We start from the raw sequence: 25,317 nt of genomic DNA, 5'->3' as shown, positions 1-25,317 counted from the left end.
TGGCTCGCGGGCCCCGGTAGGCAGGTTTGTATGACAGGAGACGAACGCAGCAAGCGGACCAAGTACGCAATGGCCGGCGTCGGAGCGATCGCACTGGCAGCGATGGGCGCATTCGGCACCATGGTGGCGGAGGCGCCGAGCAGTGGAGCGGTTCCCGCGGTCAAAGTCGGTGAAACCGAAACGAAGACAACAGCTCCCACCGAACTCGAGACCTCTTTCGCGAAGCCGACGGTGAAGGTGGAGCTGCCCGACGGGTACGGCAACGGTTAACGCTTGGGCGCCTCGCCGATGCTGGTGACGGTCGGCTTGCCCGCCGGTGCCGGCCCGGTGCCGGTGGCCTGGATCAGGACCCGGTCGTTGACCGCGAACGGGGGCTTGGCGGCGTCCGGCAGGGTGTAACTCCGGGTGAATCCGTCGTTGCTGCGCACGGTGACCGAGCTTGCGCTCAGTTCGGTGATCATGCCGGTCTGGACAAGCGTCGTACGGTAGCCGCCATCGCGGTCGGCCAGCACCGCCTCGCTGTGAATCGTGGCGGGATCGGGCCGGTCGTGGGATTGCCCGGCCATTCCGGGTCCCTCCATCCAGGGCGGTGACCCGCCGCCGTGCGCAGTTGGCGGCCCGCCGCCGTGATGGCCGGGGCCCTGGGTATCGGTGGCGGCATACACCGCCGCACCGCCGAGCCCCGCAATAGCCGCCGCGATGCCGACTGCGGCAACTGTGGGTCGGATGCTCATGAGGTCCACGTTGCCGGTGCTGTCTGTGTGTCGGCTGTGTGCGGGCGCTGCCCCGGATGTGGCGATTCTTCACAGCTGGCGCATAGAAAGCGCTCAGTCTGGGCCTAACGAGCGGGCGAATAATGAGCGGGTGAGTTCGACGACCAGTGGCACCGATTCCGAGTCCGGGCGCGCCGTCATGCGCCGCGCCGATGGCAATCCGATCCAAGTCCTGGTGGTCGACGACGAGCCCGTATTGGCCGAACTGGTGTCGATGGCGCTGCGCTACGAGGGCTGGGACATTGCCACGGCAGGCGATGGCGCGAGCGCGATCGCCGCGGCGCGGGAGAGCCCACCCGATGTGGTCGTCCTCGACGTGATGCTGCCCGATATGAGTGGTCTGGACGTCCTGCGCAGACTGCGCGAACAGATTCCCGGCCTGCCGCTGCTGCTGCTGACCGCCAAGGATTCGGTGGAGGACCGCATCGCCGGTCTCACCGCCGGCGGCGACGACTACGTCACCAAGCCGTTCAGCCTCGAGGAAGTGGTGCTGCGGTTGCGGGCGCTGCTCCGGCGCACCGGGGTGACCAGTGAAGACGGCGGCGCCAAGATCATCGTCGGCGATCTCGTGCTCGACGAGGACAGCCATGAGGTGACCCGCGCCGGTGACCCGATCACACTGACCGCCACCGAGTTCGAGCTTCTGCGGTTCATGATGCGCAACGCCAAGCGGGTGTTGAGCAAGGCCCAGATCCTGGACCGGGTGTGGAGTTACGACTTCGGTGGCCGCTCCAACATCGTCGAGCTGTACGTCTCGTATCTGCGCAAGAAGATCGACAGCGGACGGGAACCGATGATCCACACGTTGCGCGGTGCGGGTTATGTCCTCCGGCCCGCGCGCTGAGGTGACGGCCGGGACCGGAAGCGCCACCCGGTGGTGGTCGCCGCGGACCTGGTCGTTGCGGGCCCGGCTGGTCGTCACTCAGGTAGCCCTGCTGGCGGTGGTGTGCGCCACGATCGGGGTGGCGACAGAGCTTGCGCTGCAACGGTTTTTGATGAACCAGCTCGACGATCAACTGATCGAGGCCGGCCGGCGTTCGGCCGCCATCTTCGAATTGCCGCCTCCACCACCGGGATCCCCGCCGCCGCCGGGCATGCACCGTCATCACCGCGTACCCTTCGACCCCGAGGACGGCCCGGGGCCCGGATTCCTCAACGCACCGGGGCAGGCCGCGCGCACGGTCGGGGCGGTGGTGGCGCCGAACCGGCCGGTGGACGCGGGTGTGATCACCGCTGAGGGGGACCGCGTCGAGGTCAGCCCGGCCGCGGCGGTCCAGTTGTCCCAGATTCCGGCAACCCGGGATCCCGAAACCGTGGACCTCGACGGGCTGGGCCGCTACCGGCTGATCGGCCTGCATCCGCGCCACGGCGGCCCGCAGACGATCGTGACCGGGCTGCCGACTGCCGTCGTCGACGACACCCTGTTGTGGGTGCTCGGGATGTTCGGTGTGCTGGCGGTGATCGCGCTGATCGCTGCGACGACCGCGGGAACGCTGATCATCCGGCGCCAACTGGCCCCGTTGTCACGCGTTTCGGCGGCCGCACGCCGAGTGGCTGATCTCGAGCTCGACCGTGGCGAGGTGGAGCTGCCCACACCGATCGTCCCGGTCGACCCGGCCAGCGCCCACACGGAAGTCGGACAGCTCGGCACCTCGCTGAACCGGATGCTCGACCGCATCGCGAGCGCGCTGTCGGCCCGGCACGCCAGCGAGACGCGGGTGCGTCAGTTCGTCGCCGACGCCAGCCACGAGTTGCGGACGCCGCTGGCGGCGATCCGGGGCTACACCGAGTTGGCCCAGCGCAAACGCGATGACCTGCCCGCCGACGTGGCCCACGCGATGAACCGGGTGGAGTCCGAGACCACCCGGATGACGCAACTGGTCGAGGACATGCTCTTGCTGGCCCGCCTCGACGCCGGCCGGCCGTTGGAACGTGACACCGTCGATCTGTCCCGGCTGATCGTCGACTCGGTGAGCGACGCCCACATCGCGGGCCCGGACCACCAGTGGTCGCTGGACCTGCCCGAGGACCCGGTGGTGGTCGAAGGCGATGAGGCCAGGCTGCGTCAGGTGCTGGCGAATCTGCTGGCCAACGCACGGACGCACACCCCTCCCGGTACCTCGGTCACGGTGTCGCTGAAACCCGAACCCGATGCGGTACTGCTGACCGTCACCGACGACGGTCCCGGCATACCCGCGACACTGCTGCCCGATGTGTTCGAACGGTTTGCCCGCGGCGACTCGTCGCGGTCGCGGCGCGAGGGCAGCACGGGGTTGGGTCTGGCGATCGTGGCCGCGGTGCTCAAGGCGCATGGCGGCGTCATCGAGGTGAGCAGTACTGCGGGTTCGACCGAGTTCGTGGTGCGACTGCCGGGCGAGAGCTCACAGGGCACGCACAGGACGGACCAATCGGGCACCTAGCGGCCACGGCGACGATGAGAGCGTGACCCTTGTTGCCGCCGAGCTTCTGCCTGCCGAGCAGGCCCAAACTCGCACAGACGCCCGGCGGGTGACGCGGTTCCCGGCCTTCTCGCACCGGGTCGCCCTCGGTCTGTTGCTGGCCGGCACCGCGGTCCTCTACCTGTGGAATCTGTCGAGCAGCGGGTGGGCGAACGCCTTCTACTCGGCCGCCGCACAGGCCGGTGCCGAGAACTGGACGGCGATGCTGTTCGGGTCCAGCGACGCCGGCAACGCCATCACCGTGGACAAGACGCCCGCGGCATTGTGGATCACCGACCTCTCGGTGCGCCTGTTCGGGCTGAGTTCGTGGAGCGTGCTGGTGCCGCAGGCGCTGATGGGGGTCGGTGCGGTCGCGGTGCTCTACGCGGCGGTGCGCCGCGCGGCCGGACCTTGGGCCGGCCTGTTGGCGGGTACCGTGCTGGCGCTGACGCCGGTGGCGGCGTTGATCTTCCGGTTCAACAATCCCGATGCGCTGCTGGTGCTGCTGCTCGTCGTGGCGGCCTACTGCGTGCAGCGCGGGATCGAAAAGGACGCCAGCCGTTTGTGGTTCGTCGCTGCAGGGGCCGCGGTCGGCTTCGGCTTCCTGGCCAAGATGCTGCAGGCGTTCCTGGTTCTGCCGGCCTTCGGTGCGGCGGCTCTGATGGCGGGGGACCGTCCGCTGGGCCGGCGTGTGCTCGATGTCGTCACGGCCGTGGCGGCCATGGTCGTCAGCGGTGGCTGGTATCTGGTGTTGGTTGAGCTGTGGCCGGCCTCGTCGCGGCCCTACATCGGTGGTTCGCAGAACGACAGCATCGTCGAATTGGCCTTGGGGTACAACGGCTTGGGCCGGCTCACCGGTGATGAAACGGGTGGCCTGGGCAATCTCAACTTCGATGTCGGTCCCGGCCGGCTGTTCGGGTCGCAGATGGGCGCCGATATCGCCTGGCTGCTGCCCGCGGCGCTGATCTGTCTGGTGGCCGGCCTCTACCTGACCCGCCGGGCCGCCCGCACGAACGCGACCCGCGCCGCTCTCATCCTTTGGGGCGGTTGGCTTTTGGTCACCGCCGTGGTGTTCAGCTTCATGAACGGCATCGTCCATCCGTATTACACCGTGGCGCTCGGCCCGGCGATCGGCGCGGTGATCGGTATCGGTGCCACGCTGCTGTGGCAGTACCGCGCCGACATTCGGGCCGCCAGGGCGATGTCGGGTGCGGTACTGGTGACCGCGATCCTGTCCGCGGTGCTGTTGGCCCGTAACGGCGATGCGTATCCGTGGCTGCGGGCTGCGGTGTCCGTGGTCGGTGTGGGTGCCGCGGTGCTGCTGCTCGTGGTCGGGCGGTTGGAGCGCCCGATGGTGCGGGTGACGGCGGTGCTGGCGGCCGCGGCCTGCCTGGCCGGTCCGGTCGCGTACTCGATCGCCACCGCGGCCAGCGCGCACACCGGGGCGATACCGTCCGTCGGTCCATCGCGCGGTGGTGGGGGATTCGGTGGGATGTTCGCGGCTCCCGAACCCGGGCCGACTGTGACCGCGACGCTGGCAGCCGATGCCGACCGCTACCAGTGGGCGGCGGCCGTGGTGGGTTCGTCGAATGCCGCGGGTTATCAATTGGCCACCCGCGCACCGGTGATGGCGGTCGGGGGCTTCAACGGCACCGATCCGGCGCCCACACTTCAGGAGTTCCAGAGCCTCGTCGATGACGGCGCCATCCACTACTTCATCCGATCCCGCATCATGGCCGGCGGGTTCGGCGGGCACACCCCCAGCGGCAGCCAGGCGGCCACCGAGATCGCGGAATGGGTCCAGGCCCACTACAACCCGGTCACCGTCGACGACGTCACCATCTACGACCTGACTCAGCGTGCGACGAACACATAGCCGGCGCATAGCTTCGCCCAACCCGGATCACAAGCCTGCGGAGAACGATGAACTCATGACAACTTTGGTCGAAGAACCCGAGCAGCGTTTTCATTTCGCGTCGCGGCCCAATGCCACACTCGCCGCCCGGGAGGCCGGAGTTCCGGTGCTCGACGTCGTCGTGCCGGTGTACAACGAGCAGGCCGCGCTCGCTCATTCGGTACGCCGGCTGCACCGGTACCTCGCCGAGAACTTCGCGGTGCCGGTCCGCATCACCATCGCCGACAACGCCAGCGTCGACGAAACCCCGCGCATCGCCGCCGAACTGACGGCCGAACTCGACGGTGTGCGGGTGGTCCGGCTGGAGGAGAAGGGGCGCGGACGCGCACTGCGCGCGGTGTGGTCGACGTCGGACGCGCCGGTGCTCGCCTACATGGACGTCGACCTGTCCACCGACCTGGCCGCGCTTGCGCCGTTGGTGGCACCACTGATCTCCGGCCACTCCGATCTGGCCATCGGCACCCGGCTGGGGCGCGGCTCACGGGTGGTCCGCGGCGCCAAGCGTGAGTTCATCTCGCGCTGCTACAACCTGATCCTGAAATCGACTCTGGCGGCGAGGTTCTCGGATGCACAGTGCGGTTTCAAGGCGATTCGGGCCGACGTTGCCCGCCGGTTGCTGCCCCATGTGGCCGATACCGGTTGGTTCTTCGACACCGAGCTGCTGGTGCTGGCCGAACGCAGCGGTCTGCGCATTCACGAGGTTCCGGTGGACTGGGTGGACGATCCGGACAGCCGGGTGGACATCGTCGCCACCGCCACCGCCGACCTCAAGGGCATCGGCCGGCTGCTGCGCGGATTCGCCAACGGGTCGATCCCGGTGAACACGATCGCCGCGCAGCTCGGATCGTCGCGGAAATCGGCCGCACCCGGATCATTGCTGCGCCAGGCGGTGCGCTTCGGCGCCGTCGGTGTGGTCTCCACGCTGGCCTACCTGCTGCTGTTCACGGCCCTGCGGGCCGGGGTCGGTGCGCAGGCCGCCAACCTGATCGCCCTGTTGGTGACCGCGGTCGGAAACACCGCGGCCAACCGCCGATTCACCTTCGGGATCGCCGGGTCGGGCAACGTCACCCGCCATCACCTCGAGGGGCTGACGGTGTTCGGGGTCGCGCTGACCATCACCAGTGGATCGTTGGGACTCTTGCACGTCGTGGCGCCCGTGCCGCACCGCGGTGTCGAGCTTGCAGTATTGGTGGCGGCCAACCTGTTGGCCACCGCGGTGCGCTTCGTCCTGTTGCGGGGGTGGGTATTCCATCCCTCGCGGACGCGGCGGGCCACTGAGCCGAATCGAGGGGTAGAACTATGACGGCCATCGTCGACGCGGCACCCGAGGCCGCACGGATCGCGGAGTCCCCGAATACGTTGACGCCGCGCTGGATTCGCCCCTCCTACTGGGCTCTGCTGGCCGGCACAGCGGTGCTCTACCTCTGGGGGCTCGGGTCTTCGGGGTGGGCCAACAGCTACTACGCCGCCGCAGCCCAGGCCGGCACCCAGTCCTGGAAGGGCTGGCTGTTCGGATCGCTGGATGCCGGCAACGCCATCACCGTGGACAAGCCGCCGGCCGCGATGTGGGCAATGGGGTTGTCCGGTCGGCTGTTCGGCTTCAACGAGTTCACCATGCTGCTGCCGCAAGCGTTGATGGGTGTCGGTGCGGTGGCACTGCTCTATGCCACCGTGCGGCGTACCAGCGGCCCCGGCGCCGCCCTGATCGCCGGGGTGGCACTGGCACTGACACCGGTGGCGGCCTCGATGTTCCGCTACAACAATCCCGATGCACTGCTGGTGCTGCTGTTGGTGCTGGCGGCCTACTTCATGGTCCGTGCGGTCGGTCCGGTGTCGGCCAGGGCCAGTGCCGGTTGGGTGGCATTGGCGGGGTGTGCGCTCGGTTTCGCCTTCCTGACCAAGATGCTGCAGGCCTTCCTGGTGGTGCCGGGGCTGGCCCTGATGTTCCTCGTCGCCGCGCCCGTGGTCGGCGTGTGGAAACGGTTGGGCACGCTCCTGATCGGCGCGGCAACGATGATCGTCTCGTCGGGCTGGTACATCGCGCTGGTGGCGCTGTGGCCGGCGGACTCGCGGCCCTACATCGCCGGATCGACCGACAACAGCCTGCTGCAACTGGCATTCGGCTACAACGGGCTGCAACGCATCCTGGGCCGGGCGGGCTCAGGGCCCGGCAACGGTCCCGGACCGGGTGGACCCGGAGGTGGTCCCGGTTTCGGTCACGGCCCCGGCGGCGGTGCCAACCTGCTGTTCGGCGGTGATCCGGGCGTCGGCCGGATGTTCGGGATGTCCATGGGCACCGAGGCGTCGTGGCTGTTGCCCGCCGCGCTGCTCGGACTGGTTGCCGCACTATGGCTGACCCGGCGCACGGCGCGGACCGCGAGCCTGCGGGCAGGTCTGCTGATGTGGGGCGGCTGGCTGCTGGTCACCGCGGTGGTGTTCAGCTTCATGGACGGGACCATCCACCCCTATTACACCGTGGCGCTGGCGCCGGCGGTCGCCGCACTGGTGGGTATATCCGTCGTCGAATTGTGGCGTGTGCGTGCACGACTCGCGGCCCGCGCAGTGCTGGCCGTGATGCTGGCCGGCACCGGGGTGTGGGCGTTCGTGCTGCTGAACCGGACCCCCGACTGGCTACCGGCGCTGCGCTGGATCGTGTTGATCGGCTCCGTGCTGACGGCGGCTGCCCTGGCCTTCGTCGCCCACCGGCCGGGCAAGCTCCCCGCGGTGGTGGCGCTGGCGGCCATGGTCTTCGGGCTCGCCGCGACCGGGGCCTACACCATCGAGACGGTGGCCAAGGTCCACGGCGGTGGGCCGATGGCCACCTCGGGCCCCAACCGGGACATGGGGTTCGGCGGTCCCGGTGGTCCGGGCTTCGGCCGGGCCGACGACCCGGCGCTGGCTGAGCTCATCGCAGGTACCGACGGTCGCTGGGCCGCCGCGAGCGTGGGCTCGATGCTGGTGAGCGATCTCGAGCTCAAGACCGGCGAGTCGTTGATGGCGATCGGCGGGTTCATGGGCAGTGACAACTCGCCCACGCTCGCGCAGTTCCAGCGGTACGTCGCCGACGGCCAGGTCCGCTACTTCCTCGATCGGTCCGAGGGTGGTCGAGGCGGCCCAACCGGCTCGCAGCGTGATCCCGGCGGGAGCGCAGGGGAGATCACCACCTGGGTGAGACAGCACTTCACCAAGAGCGTCGTCGGCGACGTCCCGGTGTACGACCTGTCGGCGCCGGCCGCCTGACCCCTGACCGCGGCGGCCGTCCGATATCCCCCGGCAGGACGGCCGCCGCCTGGGCACCGCAGCAGAGACTGCACCTCATCGGCTCAGCCTGATTCTGCGTCTAGCCGTGCCGCCTGCCCGTTGTTAGCGTCGAATCATGTCTGTCACCGACCAGTACCTGGCCAACAATGAGGTCTACGCCACGACCTTCTCCGGGCCGTTGCCGTTGCCGCCGAGCAAGCACGTTGCCGTGGTCGCGTGCATGGACGCCAGGCTGGACGTCTATCGCATCCTCGGCCTTGGTGACGGCGAGGCGCACGTCATCCGCAACGCCGGCGGCGTCATCACCGATGACGAGATCCGCTCGTTGGCGATCAGTCAGCGGCTGCTGGGGACCAAGGAGATCATCCTGATCCACCACACCGACTGCGGCATGCTGACGTTCACCGATGACGGGTTCAAACAGCAGATCCAGGACGACACCGGCATCAAGCCGAACTGGGCGGCCGAGGCGTTCGTCGACCTTGAAGAAGATGTGCGTCAGTCATTGCGCCGGATCGAGGCCAGCCCATTCGTCACGAAGCATGAGTCGTTGCGCGGCTTCATCTTCGACGTCTCCACCGGCAAGCTCAACGAGGTGAAGTTGTAGCGACCGCCACACCCTATTCTCGGTGCCCGCTCACCCCACCTTGTACGTTGCGATGGCTTTGGCCACCGCCTCGCCGTCAGGAGTGACGATATCGACCTCGCTGTTCACCAGGGACCTACCCTGACGCAGCACACGCCCGAGTCCGATCAGATCGGCGGCCCGTGCCGGTGCCAGATAGTTGATCGTCATCGAAACAGTCACTCCGCGAAGCGAATCCGGAACCTCGGCCTGCGCCCAGGCCGCAGCCATCACCGTGACATCGGCCAACGCTGCGATCGCACCCCCATGCACCATGTCGGCGATCGTGATGTTCGTCGGATCCCACGGCAACCGCAGTCGGACCTCGGGCCCGTCGAGTGTTTCGGCGACGATGCCGAGCTTGGCCACGAACGGCGACTGGGGCAGGAACTGTGCCATGACCTCCGGGCCGGTCTGGGTACTCATGGCCACCAGTGTGTGCGGCCGGCGGTCAGCGTCTCAATTACCTGCGGGGTAACTGCCTCGGCTCCAGGACGCGGGGCAGCGTGATGTCCGTACCCGAGAATTCGCCGTTCCCAAGGGGTCTGGCGTTGCTGGTGGCCGGCGCGCTGTTCATGGAGATCCTGGATGCCACGATCATCGCGCCGGCCATTCCGCTGATCGCCGCGTCGTTCGGCGTCGAGGCCATCGACGTCAACGTGGCGATCTCGGCCTATCTGGTCACCGTGGCGGTGCTGATCCCGGCCAGCGGATGGTTGGCCGACAGGTTCGGTACGCGCCGGGTGTTCATCGGGGCGATCGCGGTGTTCACGCTGGCCTCGATCGGGTGTGCGGTGAGCACCTCGCTGCCGATGCTGGTGCTGATGCGGATCGCGCAGGGGATCGGCGGCGCCATGATGGTGCCGGTCGGGCGGCTGGCCGTGTTGCGGCACAGCGGCAAGTCCGACCTGGTGCGAGCGATCGCACTACTGACCTGGCCCGCGCTGACCGCACCGGTGCTGGCCCCGGTGCTGGGCGGGGCGATTGCGACCCTGGGCAGCTGGCGGTGGATCTTCGCGGTCAACATTCCGGTCGGCGTGATCGGAATCGTTCTCGCGGTCAAACTCGTCCGCGGCGAGCCGCAGTCCACGGTCCGATCGCTGGATTGGCCAGGTCTGCTGGCGCTCGGTTCGGGGATTGCTGCGGCGCTGATCGCGCTGGAGAACGTCCGGGTCTCGGGGACCGACTGGGGACTGGTCACCGGATGCGCTGTCGCGGCGGTCCTGCTGCTCGTCGGAGCGCTGTGGCGACTGCTCGACGCGTCGGCCCCGCTGGTGCAGTTACGGGTGCTGCGGGTGCACACGCTGCGCATCACGGTGGTGGCGGGGTCGCTGTATCGCCTGGTGATCACCGCGGTGCCGTTCCTGCTGCCGCTGCAGTTCCAGCTGGAGTTCGGCTGGACGCCGCTGGCGGCCGGCGTCATGGTGGCCGCGCTGTTCGCCGGGAACCTGACCATCAAGCCGGCGACCACACCGTTGATGCGCCGCTTCGGCATCCGGACCGTGCTCCTGGTCAACGGGCTGGCGTCGGTCGCCTGTTTCGGCCTGCTGGCCGCGTTGCGGCCCGGGCTGCCGGTCGCGGTGATGGCAGTCGTTCTCTATCTGAGCGGGGCGCTGCGGTCGATCGGCTTCACCGCCTACAACAGCCTGGCGTTCTCCGACGTCGACGGTGAGCACCTGACGCACGCCAACACGCTCAATGCCTCGGTGCAGGAGCTGGCGGCCGGCCTCGGCATCGCGGTGGCGGCGCTTCTGCTCAGCCAGTGGAGCTCGTACTCGCTGACTTATCTGATCCTGGGCGCGTTGCTGGCGCTGACCGTGGTCGCGACGGTGCGACTGCCGCGGCAGGCCGGTGCCCACGTCAGCGGGCACCGGGCCTGACGGTTACCCACCATTGACACCGCGGGGACAGGGCAGCTAGATTCCTGGCCATGCTTGCAATTCTGGCCATTCCTACCAACTTAATGGGGAAGTGATGACCGCCGCACAGAAAACCGATCAGCAATCCGGCCGGGCCGGCCACTACGAGCTGAGCCACCTCCGGGCGCTGGAGGCCGAGGCCATCCACATCATCCGCGAGGTTGCCGCGGAGTTCGAGAAGCCCGTGCTGCTGTTCTCCGGGGGTAAAGACTCGATCGTCATGCTGCACCTGGCCGTCAAGGCGTTCGCGCCGGGCCGGCTGCCGTTCCCGGTCATGCACGTCGACACGGGCCACAATTTCGACGAGGTCTACGAGGCCCGCGACGAACTCGTCGAGCACTACGGTGCGCGCCTGGTCGTCGCCAAGGTGCAGGACGACATCGATGCCGGTCGCGTGGTGGAGACCATCCCGTCGCGCAACCCGATCCAGACCGTCACGCTGCTGCGCGGTATCCGGGAGAACAAGTTCGACGCCGCCTTCGGCGGTGCCCGGCGCGACGAGGAGAAGGCCCGCGCCAAGGAGCGCGTGTTCTCCTTCCGCGACGAGTTCGGCCAGTGGGACCCCAAGGTGCAGCGCCCCGAGCTGTGGAACCTCTACAACGGGCGGCACCACAAGGGCGAGCACATCCGTGCCTTTCCGATCTCCAACTGGACCGAGTTCGACATCTGGTCCTACATCGGCGCCGAGAAGATCAAGCTGCCCTCCATCTATTACGCGCACCAGCGCAAGGTGTTCGAGCGCGACGGCATGCTGCTCGCGGTGCACAAGTACCTGCAGCCCCGCAAGGACGAACCGGTGATCGAGAAGACCGTGCGGTTCCGCACCGTCGGCGACGTCACCTGCACCGGATGTGTGGAGTCCACGGCCGCAACGGTTTCGGAGGTCATCGCCGAGACCGCGGTGTCCCGGCTCACCGAGCGCGGTGCCACCCGCGCCGATGACCGGATCTCCGAGGCCGGAATGGAAGATCGCAAGCGAGAGGGCTACTTCTGATGTCGACGCTTCTTCGCATCGCCACCGCAGGATCCGTCGACGACGGCAAGTCCACCCTGATCGGCCGGTTGCTGTTCGACTCCAAGGCGGTCATGGAGGATCAGCTGGCCGCCGTCGAGCGCACTTCCAAGGAACGCGGCCACGACTACACCGATCTGGCACTGGTCACCGACGGCCTGCGCGCCGAGCGGGAACAGGGCATCACGATCGATGTCGCCTACCGCTACTTCGCCACGGCCAAGCGGAAATTCATCATCGCCGACACCCCGGGGCACATCCAGTACACCCGCAACATGGTGACCGGAGCCTCCACCGCGCAACTGGTCATCGTGCTGGTCGACGCCCGCCACGGACTGCTCGAGCAGTCGCGCCGCCACGCGTTCCTGGCGTCGCTGCTGGGCATCCAGCACATCGTGCTGGCCGTGAACAAGATGGACCTGATCGACTGGGATCAGGAACGTTTCGAGGCGATCCGCGACGAGTTCCATGCGTTCGCCGCCCGGTTGGACGTGCATGACGTGACGACCATCCCGCTGTCGGCCCTCAAAGGCGACAACGTGGTGACCAAATCCGATGTGACGCCCTGGTATGAGGGTCCGTCGCTGCTGAGTCACCTCGAAGACGTCTACATCGCCGGTGACCGCAACCTGGTCGACGTGCGTTTCCCGGTGCAGTACGTGATCCGGCCGCAGACCCACGAACACGCCGACCACCGCAGCTACGCCGGCACGGTGGCCAGCGGTGTGCTGCGTCCCGGGGACGACGTGATCGTGCTGCCGGCCGGAAAGCCCACGCGCATCACCCAGATCGACGGCCCGAGCGGCGTGGTCGACGAGGCATTCCCGCCGATGGCGGTGTCGATCAGCCTGTCCGACGACATCGACATCTCCCGCGGCGACATGATCGCCCGGCCCAACAACCAGCCCCGGGTCACCCAGGAGTTCGACGCCACGGTGTGCTGGATGGCCGACGAATCGTCACTGGAGCCCGGCCGCGAATACCTGGTCAAGCACACCACCCGTACCACCAGGGCCAAGGTGACCGGACTGGACTACCGGCTGGATGTCAACACCCTGCACCGGGACAAGTCCGCGACCGCGCTCAAACTCAATGAGCTGGGCCGTGTCTCGCTGCGCACCCAGGCGCCGTTGCTGCTCGACGAATACAGCCGCAATGCCGCCACCGGATCGTTCATCCTGATCGACCCCAACACCAACGGCACCGTGGGCGCCGGCATGGTGCTGCGCGAGACCCGGCACGACACCGCGAGCCCCAACACGGTTCGCCACGAGTCGCTGTGCACCGCCGAGGATCGGCTGTCGAAGGGCCGGACCGTCTGGTTCACCGGTCTGTCCGGCTCGGGTAAGTCCTCGGTGGCGGTGCTCGTCGAGCAGAAGCTGCTCGAAAAGGGTTTTCCGGCATACGTTCTGGACGGGGACAACCTGCGCCACGGGCTGAACGCGGACCTGGGCTTCTCGATGGCCGACCGGGCCGAGAACCAGCGCCGGCTCGCTCACATCGCGGCGATTCTGGCCGATTCCGGTCAGGTTGTGCTGGTCCCCGCGATCAGCCCACTGGAGGAGCACCGCGCACTCGCGCGCAAGGTCGCCACGGATGCGGGTCTCGATTTCTACGAGGTGTTCTGCGACACCCCGCTGGAGGACTGCGAACGCCGCGACCCCAAGGGCCTCTACGCCAAGGCGCGGGCCGGTGAGATCACCCACTTCACCGGTATCGACAGCCCGTACCAGCGGCCCAAGAACCCGGATCTGCGGCTCACGCCGGATCTCAGCACCGCCGAACTGGCCGACATGGTGATCGAGCTGTTGGAGCTGCCGTCGTGAACGACCACGAACTGGCTGCCCGGCTGGCCACCAGGGCCGGGGATCTGCTGCTCGATGTCCGCGCCGACTTCGCCGACGCCTCGGCTGCCGAGCGAAAGGCAGCCGGGGACAAGCAGTCCCACGACTTCCTGATGGCCGAGCTGGCCGCGCTGTGTCCCGGTGACTCGGTGCTGTCGGAGGAGGCCACGGCCGATGAGCGGGCCGATCCGGCCCGGCTGAGCGCCGATCGGGTCTGGATCGTCGACCCGCTCGACGGTACCCGGGAGTTCTCCGAACTCGGCCGCGACGACTGGGCCGTGCACGTGGCGCTGTGGGGCGCAGGCGAACTCGTGGCCGGGGCGGTCGCGTTGCCGGCGCAGAACACGACCCTGTCCACCCCCGAGGTGGCCGCCCCGCGCCCCTTCGACGGCCCGCCCCGGGTCGTGGTGTCGCGCACCCGTCCGCCGGCGGTGGCGCTCGCGGTGCGGGATGCGCTGGAGGGCACGCTGGTCGAAATGGGTTCGGCCGGGGCTAAAGTCGCCGCGGTGATCCGCGGGATCGCCGACGTGTACGTACACGCGGGTGGTCAGTACGAGTGGGATTCAGCCGCGCCTGTCGCGGTGGCCCGCGCGGCCGGCCTGTACACCTCGCGTATCGACGGCTCGCCGCTGGTCTACAACTCGGCCGACCCCACACTGCCCGATCTGATCGTCTGCCGGCCCGAGCTGGCCGAGCGGGTATTGGCGGTCACGGCGGGGTAGTCCTCGCCCTGGAACCAACGAAATGGTCGATCCCGCACACGGGTTCGACCATTTCGCTTATCTGGGCGGCATGGTCGGCATATCGGCTGGCATCGGGTCGGTGCCGACGTTCGGACAGGCCTGCTTCAGCTCGTAGAGCGTGCTGAACGAATTCTGGTATCCGCCCATGTAGTTCTTGTCGGGCCACCCGTTCGGCGGCGCGCTGGGATTGCCCTGGCTGAACTGGTGCAGTGCGTCTGCGAATGCCAGCGCTTTCTGCTTCAAATCGGGATCTTCGATCGAAGCGGCTTCCTCGCGGGCCGCGGCGGCCGCCTCAGCTGCTTTTCGGGTGATGTTCGGGTCGGCAACTCCGTCCCCTCCCGGGAGAGCGCCTGCCGTGACGAGGTGGTGGGCGATCTGATCGACGCGTTGGCAGTCTGCGCTCGGGGCTTTCTCGCTCCGTGCAGTGACGATCAGGATCACTGCGATGGGCAGTGCGACGGCGCCCATGACCAGCGTGATCTTGCCCCTCGACCAGTCTTTCGATGCCACCAATGCAGCCTAAACGCGGTGGCGGGCCACTACGCTCACCGAAATGAGCCGCCCCACGCTGCGCGAACTGGCCAGCCTCCCTGCCGCACCGGCCCGACTCGCCGATTCCACCCTGATCCTCATCGACTGCCAGAACACCTACACCCAGGGAATCATGGAGCTCGAAGGGGTGCAGGCCGCGCTGGAGCAGACCGCGCAACTACTGGACCGGGCCCGCAGCGCGGGTATCCCGGTCATTCACATCCAGCACTCCGACGGTCCGGGTTCGCTGTATGACATCGAGGGTGAGAGCGGCGCGATCGTCGCAGCGGTGGCTCCACGTGAGGGAGAACCCGTGGTGGTCAAGCAGTTCCCCAACTCGTTCGTGCAGACCGACCTCGAGGACCGGTTGAAAGGGCTCAACGCGTCGAACCTGGTGCTGGCCGGATTCATGACGCACATGTGCGTCAACTCCACCGCGCGCGGCGCCTTCAACCTCGGATACGCCCCGACCGTGGTGGCCGCCGCCACCGCCACCCGGACGCTGGCCGGCCCCGACAGCGCACCGGTGCCCGCCGCCGTCATGCAGTCGGCGAGCCTGGCCGCGATGTCGGACCTGTTCGCCGTCGTGGTCCCCGATGCGGCCGGGATACCCGACTAGATGCGCTATTCGCCGGACGTCGTGCCGGGCACGCCGCTTCCCGCATCCGTGCGGGCCATGACCGAACTGGCACAATCCTGAGCATGCGGATGTCGGCGAAGGCGGAGTATGCCGTCCGAGCCATGGTGCAACTCGCCACGGTCGACGAAGGCGAGCTGGTCAAAACCGATGACCTGGCCAAGGCGCAGGGCATTCCAGCACAGTTCCTCGTCGACATCCTCACCGCCCTGCGTACGGATCGCCTGGTCCGAAGCCACCGGGGCCGTGACGGCGGCTACGAGCTGGCGCGGCCGGCCGACGAGATCAGCATCGCCGACGTGCTGCGCTGCATCGACGGACCGCTGGCCAGTGTGCGCGACATCGGTCTGGGGGATCTGCCGTACTCCGGTCCGACGGCGGCGCTGACCGATGTCTGGCGTGCGCTGCGGGCCAGCATGCGTTCGGTGCTGGAAGAGACCAGCCTGGCTGATGTGGCGGCCGGCGCGCTGCCCGGTCACGTCGACACACTGGCCAACGCGTACCGCGATCAGGAACACGAGCGCGGCCACCGCTGAAGCCGGTCAGCCCCCGTACGGGCGGGTGATGATCTCCAGGTAATGCCCGGACGGGTCCTGGAAGTAGACGCCGCGGCCGCCGTCGTTGTGGTTGATCTCGCCTGGGTGCTGACCATGGGGATCGGCCCAGTGCTGCATGCCGCGGTCCCGGATCTTGCCGTAGATCGAGTCGAACTCGTCCTCGGACACCAGAAATGCGTAGTGCTGCGGCCGAATCTCTTCGTCAGGACCCATCTGGGCGTAATCGAGGCTGACTCCGTGATTGATCGTCACGGCGAGAAACGGACCGAATTCCTGGGGGCCGGGCAGGCCGAACAACTCGGTGAAGAACTCGGCGGAGACCTGCCGATCCTTGGCGGCGACGATGGTGTGGTTGAAGGTGATTGCCATATCAGTCCAGTAAACCGCTGGACGGGCCGCCCCGGCAACGGTGCAGGATGGGGCCATGCCCAACACCCAGATCCTGGCCGGGCCACAGGTGCGGCTGCGCCCACCGGTCGTCGAGGATGCCGAGGCCCTGTTCGCCCGCATCGCCTCCGACCCCGAGGTGACGCGGTATCTGTCCTGGCGGCCGCATTCGGGGGTCGCCGAGACGCGCCGCGTCATCACCACGTTGTTCAACGTCGGTGACGAGCACACCTGGTTGATCGAAGTCGACGGCGAGGTGGCCGGGCTGTGTGCGCGGCGACGCCCGCAGCCGTACTCGGTGGAGCTCGGTTACTGCCTGGCCCGGCAGTGGTGGGGACGCGGCCTGATGTCGGAAGCGGTTTCGTTGATGCTGACCGATCTGCAGCGGGATCCCACGGTGTACCGGGTGACCGCGTACTGCCACGTCGACAATGCCGGCTCGGCCGGCGTGCTGCGCCGGTGCGGTCTGTCGCTGGAGGGAAGGCTCGCGCGCTACGGGATGTTTCCCAATATCAGCGACGAACCTCACGACGTGTTGTTGTTCGGAAAGGCGGTGCGGTGATGGGCACATTCGATATTCGCGGGCTGCGACGTCCGGTGATCGTGGCGCCGATGGCCGGTGGGCCCTCGACGCCGGAGCTGGCCGCGGCGGGCAGCAATGCCGGCGGGCTCGGCTTCCTGGCGGCCGGTTATCTGACGGCCGACGCGCTCGCCGACCGGATCACCGCCGCGCGGGGCCTGACCCGTGAGCCACTCGGGGTGAATCTCTTTGCGCCCCAGCTCAGTGCGGGCACTCCCGAACAAATCCAGGTGTATGCCGCCGAGCTGGCCGGCGAGGCGCAGCGCTACGGGGTGGCGCTCGGTGACCCGCGCTACGACGACGATGCGTGGGCCGCCAAGCTGGACGTGGTGCTCGATCTGCGGCCCGAAGCGGTCTCGTTCACGTTCGGCCTGCCGAGCGAGGCGGAGGTCTCCCGGTTGCGCGGTGCCGGAATCAGCACCATCGGAACCGTGACGACGGCCGACGAAGCGCGGCTTGCGGTGAGCCGCGGTGTCGACGCACTTGCCGTACAGGGGCCCGCAGCGGGTGGACACCGGGGCACTTTCGACCCGGCCGCCGCGCCCGCACCGCAACCGCTGGACCAGCTGTTGGCCGAGGTGCTGGCGGCCGTGGACGTTCCGGTGGCGGCTGCCGGCGGGTTGATCAGCGCCGACGACGTTGCGGGTGTGCTGGCCGCCGGTGCGGTGGCGGCCCAGCTCGGCACCGCGTTCCTCCTGGCCGACGAATCCGGCAGCAGCCCCGTGCACCGGGCCGCCCTGCGGAATCCTGAGTTCACCGAAACCGTTGTTACGCGGGCATTTTCCGGTCGGTACGCGCGCGGTCTGAAGAACCGCTTCATCGTCGATCACGATGCGCAGGCCCCGCTGGGTTACCCCGAGATCCATTACCTGACCAGCCCGGTGCGTAAGGCCTCGGTGGCCGCCGGTGATCCGCAGGCCACCAATGTGTGGGCGGGCACCGGGTGGCGCCAGGCCCGCTCGGGTTCGGTGGCCGAGATCATCGCAGGGGTGACCTCGGACGGCTAGCGCTGTCCGAGGCCGACATCCTCGACAACCACGTCACCGTCATCGGAGCGGACCGTGACCTCGGCGACCGCCGTGTCGGGGACGGTCGTCTCGGGCACCCGCACCTGGGTCGAGGACCCGGACTGGGCATGCACCAGATACGGTCCCCGCCCGGGCAATCCGATGGTCACGTCACCGTTGCGGCTCACCGCATCGACCCGCCGCGGCACGGCGTCGCCGAAGTCGACGGCGATGTCACCGTCAGACGTGGTGGCGTTGAACTGTTCGGTGACCGCGATGGGGGAGCGGGAGAAGATCTCGCCGTTCACGGTGTGGGCCTCGACGCGGCGGGCAGCACCCCGCAGGATGATCGGACCGTCTGTGGTGCGGGCGATCAACTGGTCCAGATCCGCCTGTGCGATCACGGTGCCGATCTCCTGCTCGGTGCGCACGGTCAGCCGACGGGCCTGCTCGGGTGGTACGGCGACCGTGATCTCCCCGCCCCGGGCCCACTCCAGGACACGGGAAGGGTTGCCCACTACCGTGATCCGGGTCTCGTCGCCGTCGGTGGTGACCTGCAGTCGGTGCGCGCCGCTGTGGGTGGTGTTCACCAGGCGCAGATCCGCGGCGGCGTCCCGGGTTTCGCGGTCCGCAATGATCCGGATCGCGATGGGGATGCGTGCGGTGTCGATCACCAACGATCGCATCGTGCCCGGCAGGGCCTCGTGATCGGTGACGACGCGGACGGTGCTCACGGCCCAGGCCGCGACACCCAGCGATGCCACCGACCCGACCACGAGCAGCGTCGCCGCGGCGATCAGGACGAGACGGAAGGCGGTGCGTCCGCCGGTGTTCAGCTGGGGCGGCGGGTTGACCGGTGGCGGAGGGGCGATGGTGGTCACGATGAAAGTCCTTCCCGGTGGGGGTATTCGGTCTAGGTCTCGAGGTAACGCAGCACCGCGAGCACGCGGCGGTTCTCGCTCTCGTCGGGAGCGAGGTCGAATTTGGTGAAGATCGAGGCGATGTGTTTCTCGGCCGAGCCGACGGAGATGTGCAGCGCGGCGGCGATGGCCGAGTTCGTCCTACCTTCTGCCATGAGTTGCAGGACGTCGCGTTCGCGAGGGGTCAGCTGATCCAGGACACTGTGCCGGGCCGAACGAACCAGGATCTGTGACACCACCTCGGGATCGAGCACCGTGCCTCCGCCACCCACCACCTCGACGGCGTCGAGAAATGCCGGCACGTCAGCCACCCGGTCCTTCAACAAGTAGCCGAATCCTCTTGTGTCCGAGGAGATCAGATCGGCCGCGTAACGCTCCTCGACGTAGTGCGAGAGCACCAGCACAGGAGACTCGGGGTTCTGGCTGCGCAGCAGGGCTGCGGCCCGGATGCCCTCGTCGGTGAACGTCGGCGGCATCCGGACATCAAGAATGGCCAGGTCGGGGTGATGCTCGTTGACCAGCCGCAGCAGGTTGGTGGCGTCGGGCACCCCGGCCACCACCTCGTGCCCGGCGTCGGCCAGGATCCGCTCGATACCGGCCCGCAGCAGCGCCGAGTCCTCGGCGATCACGATGCGCATGGCAGCACCGCCGTAACGATCGTCGGACCCGTGCTGGGACTGGACACCCCGAAGGATCCGCCGGCGGCACGTACCCGTTCATCGAGTCCGCGCAGGCCGGTGGCATTCTCGCCGGCGTCGACGACGGCACCGCCCTGACCGTCGTCGAACACCGAGACGTGCAGCACGTTGGCGGTGTCATCCAGGCGCACGGTGACCACCGCCTGGGAGGCGTTGGCGTGCTTGGCGATGTTGGTCAACGCCTCGGCGACCACGAAGTAGGCAACCGATTCCACTTCATCGGGCAGCCTGTGGGGCAGTTCGATGTGCAATGTGGTTGGTACCCCAGAGGTTTCGGTGCGCTGCACCACCGAGGACAGCGCCGCGTCGAGGCCTCGATCCGACAGGATCGTCGGCGCGATGCCGCGGACCACGTTGCGCAGTTCGACGAGTGCGGCCTTGGCGTCGTCGTGAGCCTCGGCGATCAGCACCTTGGCGGTGGGCGGGTCCGAATCCAGCTTTGTCTGCGCCAGGCCGATCGTCATCGCCAGGGACACCAGGCGGGGCTGCACACTGTCGTGCAGGTCCCGCTCGATGCGGTGGCGTTCGGTCTGGGCCGAGGACACGGCGCCCTGCCGGGCATCGGCCAACGCACTCACCTGATATTCCAGGGCCGCGGTGGGGGACGGCGACAGGAGCCATCGGTCGATCGCGGCGTCCACGGCCGGGGCGAGTATCAGGATGGCTACCGCGGCGATGACGGCGACGATCGCCAGCAGCCAGGCGATCGGTGGGGAGAGGAATATCAGACCGGCGTCGTTGTCGCTGTGGCGGATGGCGACGGCCGCGGCCGGGCCCAGGAAGGCGAACGTCAGCAAGGCGAATGCGAGGCCGGTGGCCAGCATGTCGTAGATCATCCGCAGGTAGTGGTGGCAGACGCCTTTCCAGAAGCGGGTACTGCTGACGTCCAGCCACAGCTGATGTGCCCAGCCCTGGAAGCCCGTATGCGGTGACAGTCGGCGGGGCGGGGTGCCGATTCCGAAACCGAACACGGCCTCACTGCGGGTCCGCTCGAACCACTCCACGCCGCGCATCAGGTAGACAAACACCACCCAGGCGAGCAGGAATCCGATCACCGACGGAATCGATGAGGCCCCGATGACCATGATGGACAACGGAATCCAGAACCACACGAGCGCGACGGCGGCACCGGTGATCATCGACGCGGTCGGCACGACGCCGATGTTGCGTGATTTCCACACGGACTCGGAAGCCGGCTGGGGAGGTGCGGGCTGGGCGGTTTCGCTCATTACGACCATGCCTTCAACCTACGAAGTTGTGCGGCGTGGCGACACAGCGTTTTCCCCAGAGCCGGCTGGGGGATAACCACCCCCACCCTTCGGCGATGAGTTTCGCCTGGCGGACCGGTCTACCCGCTGTCACCTTTTCGACACCCCTAGGAGCAACCCATGGCCGTCCTGTCCACACCCGACACCCATGCCCAAGGCCGCGACGGCAAATCGCTGAGCCACAAGATCGGAATAGGGATCAGCGTGCTCGTCGGCGCCTTTCTCGTATTTGATGTGTTCGGCAAGTTCACCCTTCCTCAGCAGGTCAAGGACGGAACTGCCACCCTCGGTTTTCCCAGTGGGCAGGCCCTGGTGATGGGGATCGTCCTGGCGGCGTGCGTGATTGTCTACGTCGTCCCGCGCACGGCCGTGCTCGGCGCGGTGGGCATCACGGCCTACCTCGGCGGAGCGGTCACCGCGAACATGCGCATCGAAGCCCCGCTGTTCAGTCACACCCTGTTCGCGGTCTACCTCGGCGTGCTGATGTGGATCGGAATGGTGCTCCGACGCCCCGAATTGCTCAGGGTCGCCGGGCTGCGGCGCTGAAACCTACTTCGGCGCGGTGAGTTCCAGCGCGATGTTGTCCGGGTCGCGGAACTCCAGGATGTAGGAGGGGCCGATGTCCTTCACGGGTTCATGCGCGATACCCAGATCATCGAGGTGGAGCGCGGCATCGTTCAGTTCCGCGAGGCTTCTGAGCCGGAAGGCCAAGTGGTCCAGCCCGGTTCGGTTCTCGTCGAAGGCATCCCGGCCGACCGGGCGCAGGCCGATCAATGTTGCCCCGGCGTCGTAGATGACCCCGCCGGACAGGAAACTCAGCCGGGTGCGGGTGGCGACGTCGGCGTCCTGCGGCAGCTCGATGAGAACCGGCCAGCCGAAAACGCTCTCGTAGAACTGCCGGGACCGTTCGACATCGGTGACCGTGAGCCGCACATGCGCGACCGAGGACGTGGTGATGGCCATGGGGTTCATGCTGCCACCCAGGCGTGACAGAATCCGAGCGTGCGTGTGGGAATGACGATGCCGGTCATGGAACCTCAATTGGATGCGACGACGCTGCGGTCCTGGGCGCACGTCATCGACGGGGGTCCGTTCTCGTCGCTGTGCTGGGGTGAACGCATCGCCTTCGACAATCCGGACAGCCTGACCCTGCTGGGCGCGCTGGCGGCCTGGACCGACCGGGTGCGGCTGGTCACCACGGTGATGGTGCCGCAGCTGCACGATCCGGTGATGCTGGCCAAGGGACTGGCCACCGGAGATCTGCTCAGCGGCGGGCGGTTGACCGTGGGCATAGGTGTCGGCGGCCGCCACGAGGACTACCACGCGGTCGGCGCTGACCCGGCGTCCCAGACGCGGCGGGGAATGGCCGAGCGCGTCGCGGTGATGAAACGGGTGTGGGCCGGGGAGAAGGTGACCGAATCGGTGCTTCCGGTCGGGCCGCCGCCGGTTCAGAGCGGCGGGCCGCCCCTGCAGATCGGCAGCATCGGGCCCAAGACCATCCGGGATGCCGCGGCCTGGGCCGACGGGGTCGCCGGCACGACTCTCGATCTGGATCTGGCCCGCCAGGCCGAGTTGTTCGACGTCGCCCGCACCGCGTGGGCCGAGGCCGGCAAGCCCAAGCCGCACCTGGCCACCTCGTTCTGGTTCGCGCTCGGTAAGCCCGAGGAGGCCCGCGCCCAGGTACACCGGCACCTGCTTCGGTACATGAACTGGATCCCGGCCGAATACGTCGACGCCATGGCTCCCATGACGGGCTGGGCCGGTACCGAAGAGCAACTGATCGAGGTGCTCGGCAAGTTCGAGGACATCGGCACCGACGAGGTGCACCTGATCCCGACCAGCTCCGATATCGACCAGCTGCGCCGGGTGGCCGAGGTGGCCAAAGCCTTCGCCTGAAGTCTGCCGACCGGGCTATTCCAGCAAAACGTGATCAAGATCATGGAATAGGCGTCGGCGTAGCCTGGATCTCTGTTCGACAACAAGGAGCCCGGCGTTGTCGCGCTCGGAACGGCCTCGTGGCAGCTGTCAGGATGTCCTGCAGAACGCCTGCTCACCAGGTATAAAAGCGCGCGGGCGCACGGTTGTTCACCTGGCTGTTACCGGTTGTTCGGGCGGGGTGCCGTGAGCCCGGGGCGTGGTCGGGGACGGCCACCGTCTGATCGACGTGAGGCCAGCTACAGCAAACGATGCCAAGGGCGCGTCAGAGATCGGCACCCGCAGGATTCTGGGACTAGCGTATGAATCGGCGTCGTCGTCAGACGGTGGATACGACAGTTGGGGAACTCATGATCCAGAAGAGCTTGATCGCCACGACGCTGGCGGCGGGGGCCGTCGGCGCCGCCGTGGCGCTGTCCGCGCCGGCCTCGGCCGATTCCAAGGGCAACAGCACCGTCGGGTGCTCGCCGTGCGATCGCGTGTCCTCGTCCGTCACCGACGCCGTCACGGGCGCCGCCAAGAGCGCGCTCACCGGCGGGGTCGACCTGCCGGAGAGCCCCATCGTCGACAAATGGACGAAGTTCCCCGGCGAGACAGCCGAGAAGTGGGGCGGTTTCCCGGGTCGGACGGCCGAGAAGTGGGCGACCTTCCCCGGCAAGACCGCCGAGAAGTGGGGAGGCTTCCCGGGCAAGGTCCTGAAGAAGTGGACCGGCCTGGGCTGATCCCCGGCCGGCAGCACCAACTTTCTCGTCGAGCGTGCGCGCTCCTGCCAGATCCGCGGCAGGCAGCCGCACGCTCGTGTGCATTCTGGGGTTAGCTGAAATTTCGCTGATCCTAACTGTTCTCGCAGCGCAGCCCGCCCCCTGAAATAGACGAAGCCCGGTTCAGAAGACCAAAGGAGCTCGTCGCCATGACTGCGCCCGCACGGCAGTTGCACCTCAACGCATTCCTGCGCAATATCGGGCAGCACGAAGCAGCGTGGCGCCTTCCCGAAACCGATCTGGCGGGCATCACCGACATCGCCCACTACATCGAACTGGCCCGTATCGCCGAGCGCGGAAAGCTCGACGCAATTTTCTTTGCCGACCATCCAGTGCTCAAGGACCAGACCGAGTTTCGCCCGTTCGACGCCCTGGACCCGGTCACCCTGGTCGCCGCACTGGCCGGGGCCACCACGAGCGTCGGGCTGATCGCGACGGCATCCACCACCTACAACGACCCGTATGGACTGGCGCGGCGATTTGCCACTCTGGACCACGTGAGCCGGGGCCGAGCCGGCTGGAACGTCGTGACGACGGCCAACGCGTCGGCCGCGGCCAACTTCGGCGTGCCGAGTCACCCGGACCCCGCGGAGCGTTACCGGCGTGCCGATGAGTTTCTCCAGGTTGCGTTGAAGTTGTGGAACAGCTGGGAAGACGACGCCATCGTCGGCGACAAGGTGGCACCGCGCTTTGTGGATCCGGCCAAGATCCATGCCATCAACCATTCCGGGCCGTACTTCGACGTGGCCGGGCCGCTGGAAGTGCCGCGCTCTCCGCAGGGGCATCCGGTGCTGTTCCAGGCCGGATCATCCGAGCCCGGTAAGGATCTCGCCGCCAGGTACGCCGAGGCCATCTTCACCGCACAGCCCGCGCTGGAGGAGGCCCGCGACTTCTACCGCGACGTCAAGGCGCGCGTCCGCCGTCACGGTCGCAACCCCGACCAGGTGCACGTCCTGCCCGGACTGTCGGCGATCATCGGCGGCACCGAGGCCGAGGCGCACCAGCGTCAGCGCGAACTCGAGGACCTCACCGTGCCCGATTACGGGCTGGATCAACTGAGCGCCATCGTCGGATTCGCGGTGACCAAGGACGATCTCGACCGGAAACTGAGCTTCCCGCCCGAGGACCCTCGTGACACGTTCATCAAGAGTCGGCTCGCCCTGGTCAAGAGATTGGTGGAAACCGAGAACCTCACTGTCCGTGAGTTGCTGCTACGGCTCAGCACCGGCCGCGGGCACCGGTTGATCGCAGGCACTCCCGAACAGGTTGCCGACACCATCGAAGAATGGTTCACCACTGGTGCCGCCGACGGGTTCAACCTCATCCCGCCGGCGCTGCCGTCGTCGCTGACCGATTTCGTCGACCATGTCGTCCCAGAGCTTCAGCGCCGCAAGATCTTCCGCGAGGAATACACCGGCACCACGCTTCGTGACCATCTCGGCCTGGACCGGCCGGCCAATCGATTCAGTGCCGACACGGACGCTGCCGTGTCGGCAGCGAGCTGAC

At 67.7% G+C, this 25,317-nt stretch carries 27 protein-coding genes; 19 read left to right on the top strand and 8 right to left on the bottom strand.

All coding sequences use genetic code 11. From position 1 onward, the window contains the following. The first annotated feature begins 30 nt into the window (after nucleotides 1–30). Entirely contained in the window at nucleotides 31–270 is a 240-nt protein-coding gene (locus AB0I14_RS27540; protein ID WP_358028663.1) for a hypothetical protein, read from the top strand. On the opposite strand, the gene AB0I14_RS27535 is transcribed toward AB0I14_RS27540, so the two are convergent. Continuing rightward, on the bottom strand, nucleotides 267–734 hold the full coding sequence (locus AB0I14_RS27535) for a hypothetical protein (protein WP_358028660.1): 468 nt from the start codon (nucleotides 732–734) through the stop codon (nucleotides 267–269). The genes AB0I14_RS27540 and AB0I14_RS27535 overlap by 4 nt on opposite strands. Nucleotides 735–912: 178 nt before the next feature. Between AB0I14_RS27535 and AB0I14_RS27530 the strand changes: the two genes are divergently transcribed. The 6 genes from AB0I14_RS27530 (at nucleotide 913) to AB0I14_RS27505 (ending at nucleotide 8,994) form a co-directional block, all read left to right on the top strand. Next, nucleotides 913–1,617, top strand: coding sequence for a response regulator transcription factor (locus AB0I14_RS27530; protein ID WP_358029024.1), 705 nt, complete (start codon nucleotides 913–915; stop codon nucleotides 1,615–1,617). Further along, a complete protein-coding gene (locus AB0I14_RS27525) occupies nucleotides 1,595–3,193 on the top strand; it encodes a HAMP domain-containing sensor histidine kinase (RefSeq protein WP_358028657.1) in 1,599 nt (532 codons plus the stop codon). Before AB0I14_RS27530 ends, AB0I14_RS27525 begins: the two co-directional genes overlap by 23 nt. Nucleotides 3,194–3,281: 88 nt before the next feature. Continuing rightward, nucleotides 3,282–5,087 carry a glycosyltransferase family 39 protein gene (locus AB0I14_RS27520; protein WP_358029020.1) on the top strand — a complete coding sequence of 602 codons (1,806 nt, stop codon included), beginning with the start codon at nucleotides 3,282–3,284 and terminating at the stop codon, nucleotides 5,085–5,087. Nucleotides 5,088–5,142: 55 nt separating this feature from the next. After that, nucleotides 5,143–6,429, top strand: coding sequence for a bifunctional glycosyltransferase family 2/GtrA family protein (locus AB0I14_RS27515; RefSeq protein WP_358028655.1), 1,287 nt, complete (start codon nucleotides 5,143–5,145; stop codon nucleotides 6,427–6,429). Then, on the top strand, nucleotides 6,426–8,366 hold the full coding sequence (locus tag AB0I14_RS27510; RefSeq protein WP_358028652.1) for a glycosyltransferase family 39 protein: 1,941 nt from the start codon (nucleotides 6,426–6,428) through the stop codon (nucleotides 8,364–8,366). Before AB0I14_RS27515 ends, AB0I14_RS27510 begins: the two co-directional genes overlap by 4 nt. Nucleotides 8,367–8,502: 136 nt before the next feature. After that, nucleotides 8,503–8,994: a carbonic anhydrase gene (locus AB0I14_RS27505; protein ID WP_358028651.1), complete on the top strand. Its 492-nt coding sequence runs from the start codon at nucleotides 8,503–8,505 to the stop codon at nucleotides 8,992–8,994. 30 nt (nucleotides 8,995–9,024) lie between these two features. Here the strand turns inward: AB0I14_RS27505 and AB0I14_RS27500 are convergent, their stop codons facing one another. Then, complete coding sequence (locus AB0I14_RS27500; RefSeq protein ID WP_358028648.1) at nucleotides 9,025–9,438, bottom strand: PaaI family thioesterase; 414 nt, start codon at nucleotides 9,436–9,438, stop codon at nucleotides 9,025–9,027. An 83-nt stretch (nucleotides 9,439–9,521) separates the two neighbouring features. Here AB0I14_RS27500 and AB0I14_RS27495 point away from each other — a divergent pair, with 83 nt between their 5' ends. The 4 genes from AB0I14_RS27495 to AB0I14_RS27480 all read left to right on the top strand — a co-directional run bounded on the left by AB0I14_RS27495 (nucleotide 9,522) and on the right by AB0I14_RS27480 (nucleotide 14,509). Further along, entirely contained in the window at nucleotides 9,522–10,892 is a 1,371-nt protein-coding gene (locus AB0I14_RS27495) for an MFS transporter (protein ID WP_358028645.1), read from the top strand. A 94-nt stretch (nucleotides 10,893–10,986) separates the two neighbouring features. Continuing rightward, nucleotides 10,987–11,925 (top strand): sulfate adenylyltransferase subunit CysD, encoded by a 939-nt coding sequence (cysD, locus tag AB0I14_RS27490; protein ID WP_358028642.1) that lies wholly within the window; start codon nucleotides 10,987–10,989, stop codon nucleotides 11,923–11,925. Further along, nucleotides 11,925–13,769 carry a sulfate adenylyltransferase subunit CysN gene (cysN, locus tag AB0I14_RS27485; protein ID WP_358028639.1) on the top strand — a complete coding sequence of 615 codons (1,845 nt, stop codon included), beginning with the start codon at nucleotides 11,925–11,927 and terminating at the stop codon, nucleotides 13,767–13,769. The genes cysD and cysN overlap by 1 nt, the downstream gene beginning before the upstream one ends. Next, nucleotides 13,766–14,509, top strand: coding sequence for a 3'(2'),5'-bisphosphate nucleotidase CysQ (locus AB0I14_RS27480; protein ID WP_358028636.1), 744 nt, complete (start codon nucleotides 13,766–13,768; stop codon nucleotides 14,507–14,509). Before cysN ends, AB0I14_RS27480 begins: the two co-directional genes overlap by 4 nt. A gap of 57 nt (nucleotides 14,510–14,566) precedes the next feature. Here the strand turns inward: AB0I14_RS27480 and AB0I14_RS27475 are convergent, their stop codons facing one another. After that, nucleotides 14,567–15,040 (bottom strand): hypothetical protein, encoded by a 474-nt coding sequence (locus tag AB0I14_RS27475; RefSeq protein ID WP_358028633.1) that lies wholly within the window; start codon nucleotides 15,038–15,040, stop codon nucleotides 14,567–14,569. A gap of 43 nt (nucleotides 15,041–15,083) precedes the next feature. Here AB0I14_RS27475 and AB0I14_RS27470 point away from each other — a divergent pair, with 43 nt between their 5' ends. Together AB0I14_RS27470 and AB0I14_RS27465 are read left to right on the top strand one after the other, a co-directional pair. After that, nucleotides 15,084–15,680 carry a cysteine hydrolase family protein gene (locus AB0I14_RS27470; RefSeq protein ID WP_358028631.1) on the top strand — a complete coding sequence of 199 codons (597 nt, stop codon included), beginning with the start codon at nucleotides 15,084–15,086 and terminating at the stop codon, nucleotides 15,678–15,680. Between the two features lie 83 nt (nucleotides 15,681–15,763). Beyond that, on the top strand, nucleotides 15,764–16,234 hold the full coding sequence (locus AB0I14_RS27465; protein ID WP_358028629.1) for an RrF2 family transcriptional regulator: 471 nt from the start codon (nucleotides 15,764–15,766) through the stop codon (nucleotides 16,232–16,234). 6 nt (nucleotides 16,235–16,240) lie between these two features. Here the strand turns inward: AB0I14_RS27465 and AB0I14_RS27460 are convergent, their stop codons facing one another. Further along, entirely contained in the window at nucleotides 16,241–16,624 is a 384-nt protein-coding gene (locus AB0I14_RS27460; RefSeq protein WP_358028626.1) for a VOC family protein, read from the bottom strand. Nucleotides 16,625–16,679: 55 nt separating this feature from the next. Between AB0I14_RS27460 and AB0I14_RS27455 the strand changes: the two genes are divergently transcribed. Both AB0I14_RS27455 and AB0I14_RS27450 read left to right on the top strand, forming a co-directional pair. Further along, nucleotides 16,680–17,204: a GNAT family N-acetyltransferase gene (locus AB0I14_RS27455; RefSeq protein ID WP_358028624.1), complete on the top strand. Its 525-nt coding sequence runs from the start codon at nucleotides 16,680–16,682 to the stop codon at nucleotides 17,202–17,204. Then, nucleotides 17,204–18,229, top strand: coding sequence for a nitronate monooxygenase (locus AB0I14_RS27450; RefSeq protein WP_358028622.1), 1,026 nt, complete (start codon nucleotides 17,204–17,206; stop codon nucleotides 18,227–18,229). Before AB0I14_RS27455 ends, AB0I14_RS27450 begins: the two co-directional genes overlap by 1 nt. On the opposite strand, the gene AB0I14_RS27445 is transcribed toward AB0I14_RS27450, so the two are convergent. Genes AB0I14_RS27445 through AB0I14_RS27435 form a run of 3 tightly spaced genes read right to left on the bottom strand, consistent with a single transcriptional unit; the run spans nucleotide 18,226 to nucleotide 21,076 of the window. Continuing rightward, nucleotides 18,226–19,110, bottom strand: coding sequence for a hypothetical protein (locus AB0I14_RS27445; RefSeq protein ID WP_358028620.1), 885 nt, complete (start codon nucleotides 19,108–19,110; stop codon nucleotides 18,226–18,228). The two genes, AB0I14_RS27450 and AB0I14_RS27445, sit on opposite strands and share 4 nt — an antisense overlap. A gap of 32 nt (nucleotides 19,111–19,142) precedes the next feature. Further along, a complete protein-coding gene (locus AB0I14_RS27440) occupies nucleotides 19,143–19,787 on the bottom strand; it encodes a response regulator transcription factor (RefSeq protein WP_358028617.1) in 645 nt (214 codons plus the stop codon). Beyond that, nucleotides 19,775–21,076, bottom strand: a complete 1,302-nt coding sequence (locus tag AB0I14_RS27435) for a sensor histidine kinase (protein WP_358028615.1) — start codon at nucleotides 21,074–21,076, stop codon at nucleotides 19,775–19,777. Before AB0I14_RS27435 ends, AB0I14_RS27440 begins: the two co-directional genes overlap by 13 nt. Nucleotides 21,077–21,235: 159 nt before the next feature. Here AB0I14_RS27435 and AB0I14_RS27430 point away from each other — a divergent pair, with 159 nt between their 5' ends. Beyond that, nucleotides 21,236–21,661, top strand: coding sequence for a DoxX family protein (locus AB0I14_RS27430; RefSeq protein WP_358028613.1), 426 nt, complete (start codon nucleotides 21,236–21,238; stop codon nucleotides 21,659–21,661). A 3-nt stretch (nucleotides 21,662–21,664) separates the two neighbouring features. Here the strand turns inward: AB0I14_RS27430 and AB0I14_RS27425 are convergent, their stop codons facing one another. Beyond that, nucleotides 21,665–22,078 (bottom strand): VOC family protein, encoded by a 414-nt coding sequence (locus tag AB0I14_RS27425; protein ID WP_358028610.1) that lies wholly within the window; start codon nucleotides 22,076–22,078, stop codon nucleotides 21,665–21,667. A 51-nt stretch (nucleotides 22,079–22,129) separates the two neighbouring features. Here AB0I14_RS27425 and AB0I14_RS27420 point away from each other — a divergent pair, with 51 nt between their 5' ends. The 3 genes from AB0I14_RS27420 (at nucleotide 22,130) to AB0I14_RS27410 (ending at nucleotide 25,316) form a co-directional block, all read left to right on the top strand. Further along, nucleotides 22,130–23,011: an LLM class flavin-dependent oxidoreductase gene (locus tag AB0I14_RS27420; protein WP_358029017.1), complete on the top strand. Its 882-nt coding sequence runs from the start codon at nucleotides 22,130–22,132 to the stop codon at nucleotides 23,009–23,011. A gap of 389 nt (nucleotides 23,012–23,400) precedes the next feature. Further along, nucleotides 23,401–23,772 carry a hypothetical protein gene (locus tag AB0I14_RS27415; protein WP_358028607.1) on the top strand — a complete coding sequence of 124 codons (372 nt, stop codon included), beginning with the start codon at nucleotides 23,401–23,403 and terminating at the stop codon, nucleotides 23,770–23,772. Between the two features lie 188 nt (nucleotides 23,773–23,960). Continuing rightward, a complete protein-coding gene (locus AB0I14_RS27410) occupies nucleotides 23,961–25,316 on the top strand; it encodes an LLM class flavin-dependent oxidoreductase (RefSeq protein ID WP_358028605.1) in 1,356 nt (451 codons plus the stop codon). Nucleotide 25,317: the final 1 nt, after the last annotated feature.

The organism is Mycobacterium sp. NPDC050441 (genome assembly GCF_040655355.1).
GTDB lineage: Bacteria > Actinomycetota > Actinomycetes > Mycobacteriales > Mycobacteriaceae > Mycobacterium.
This window is presented reverse-complemented; position numbering and strand designations above follow the sequence as displayed.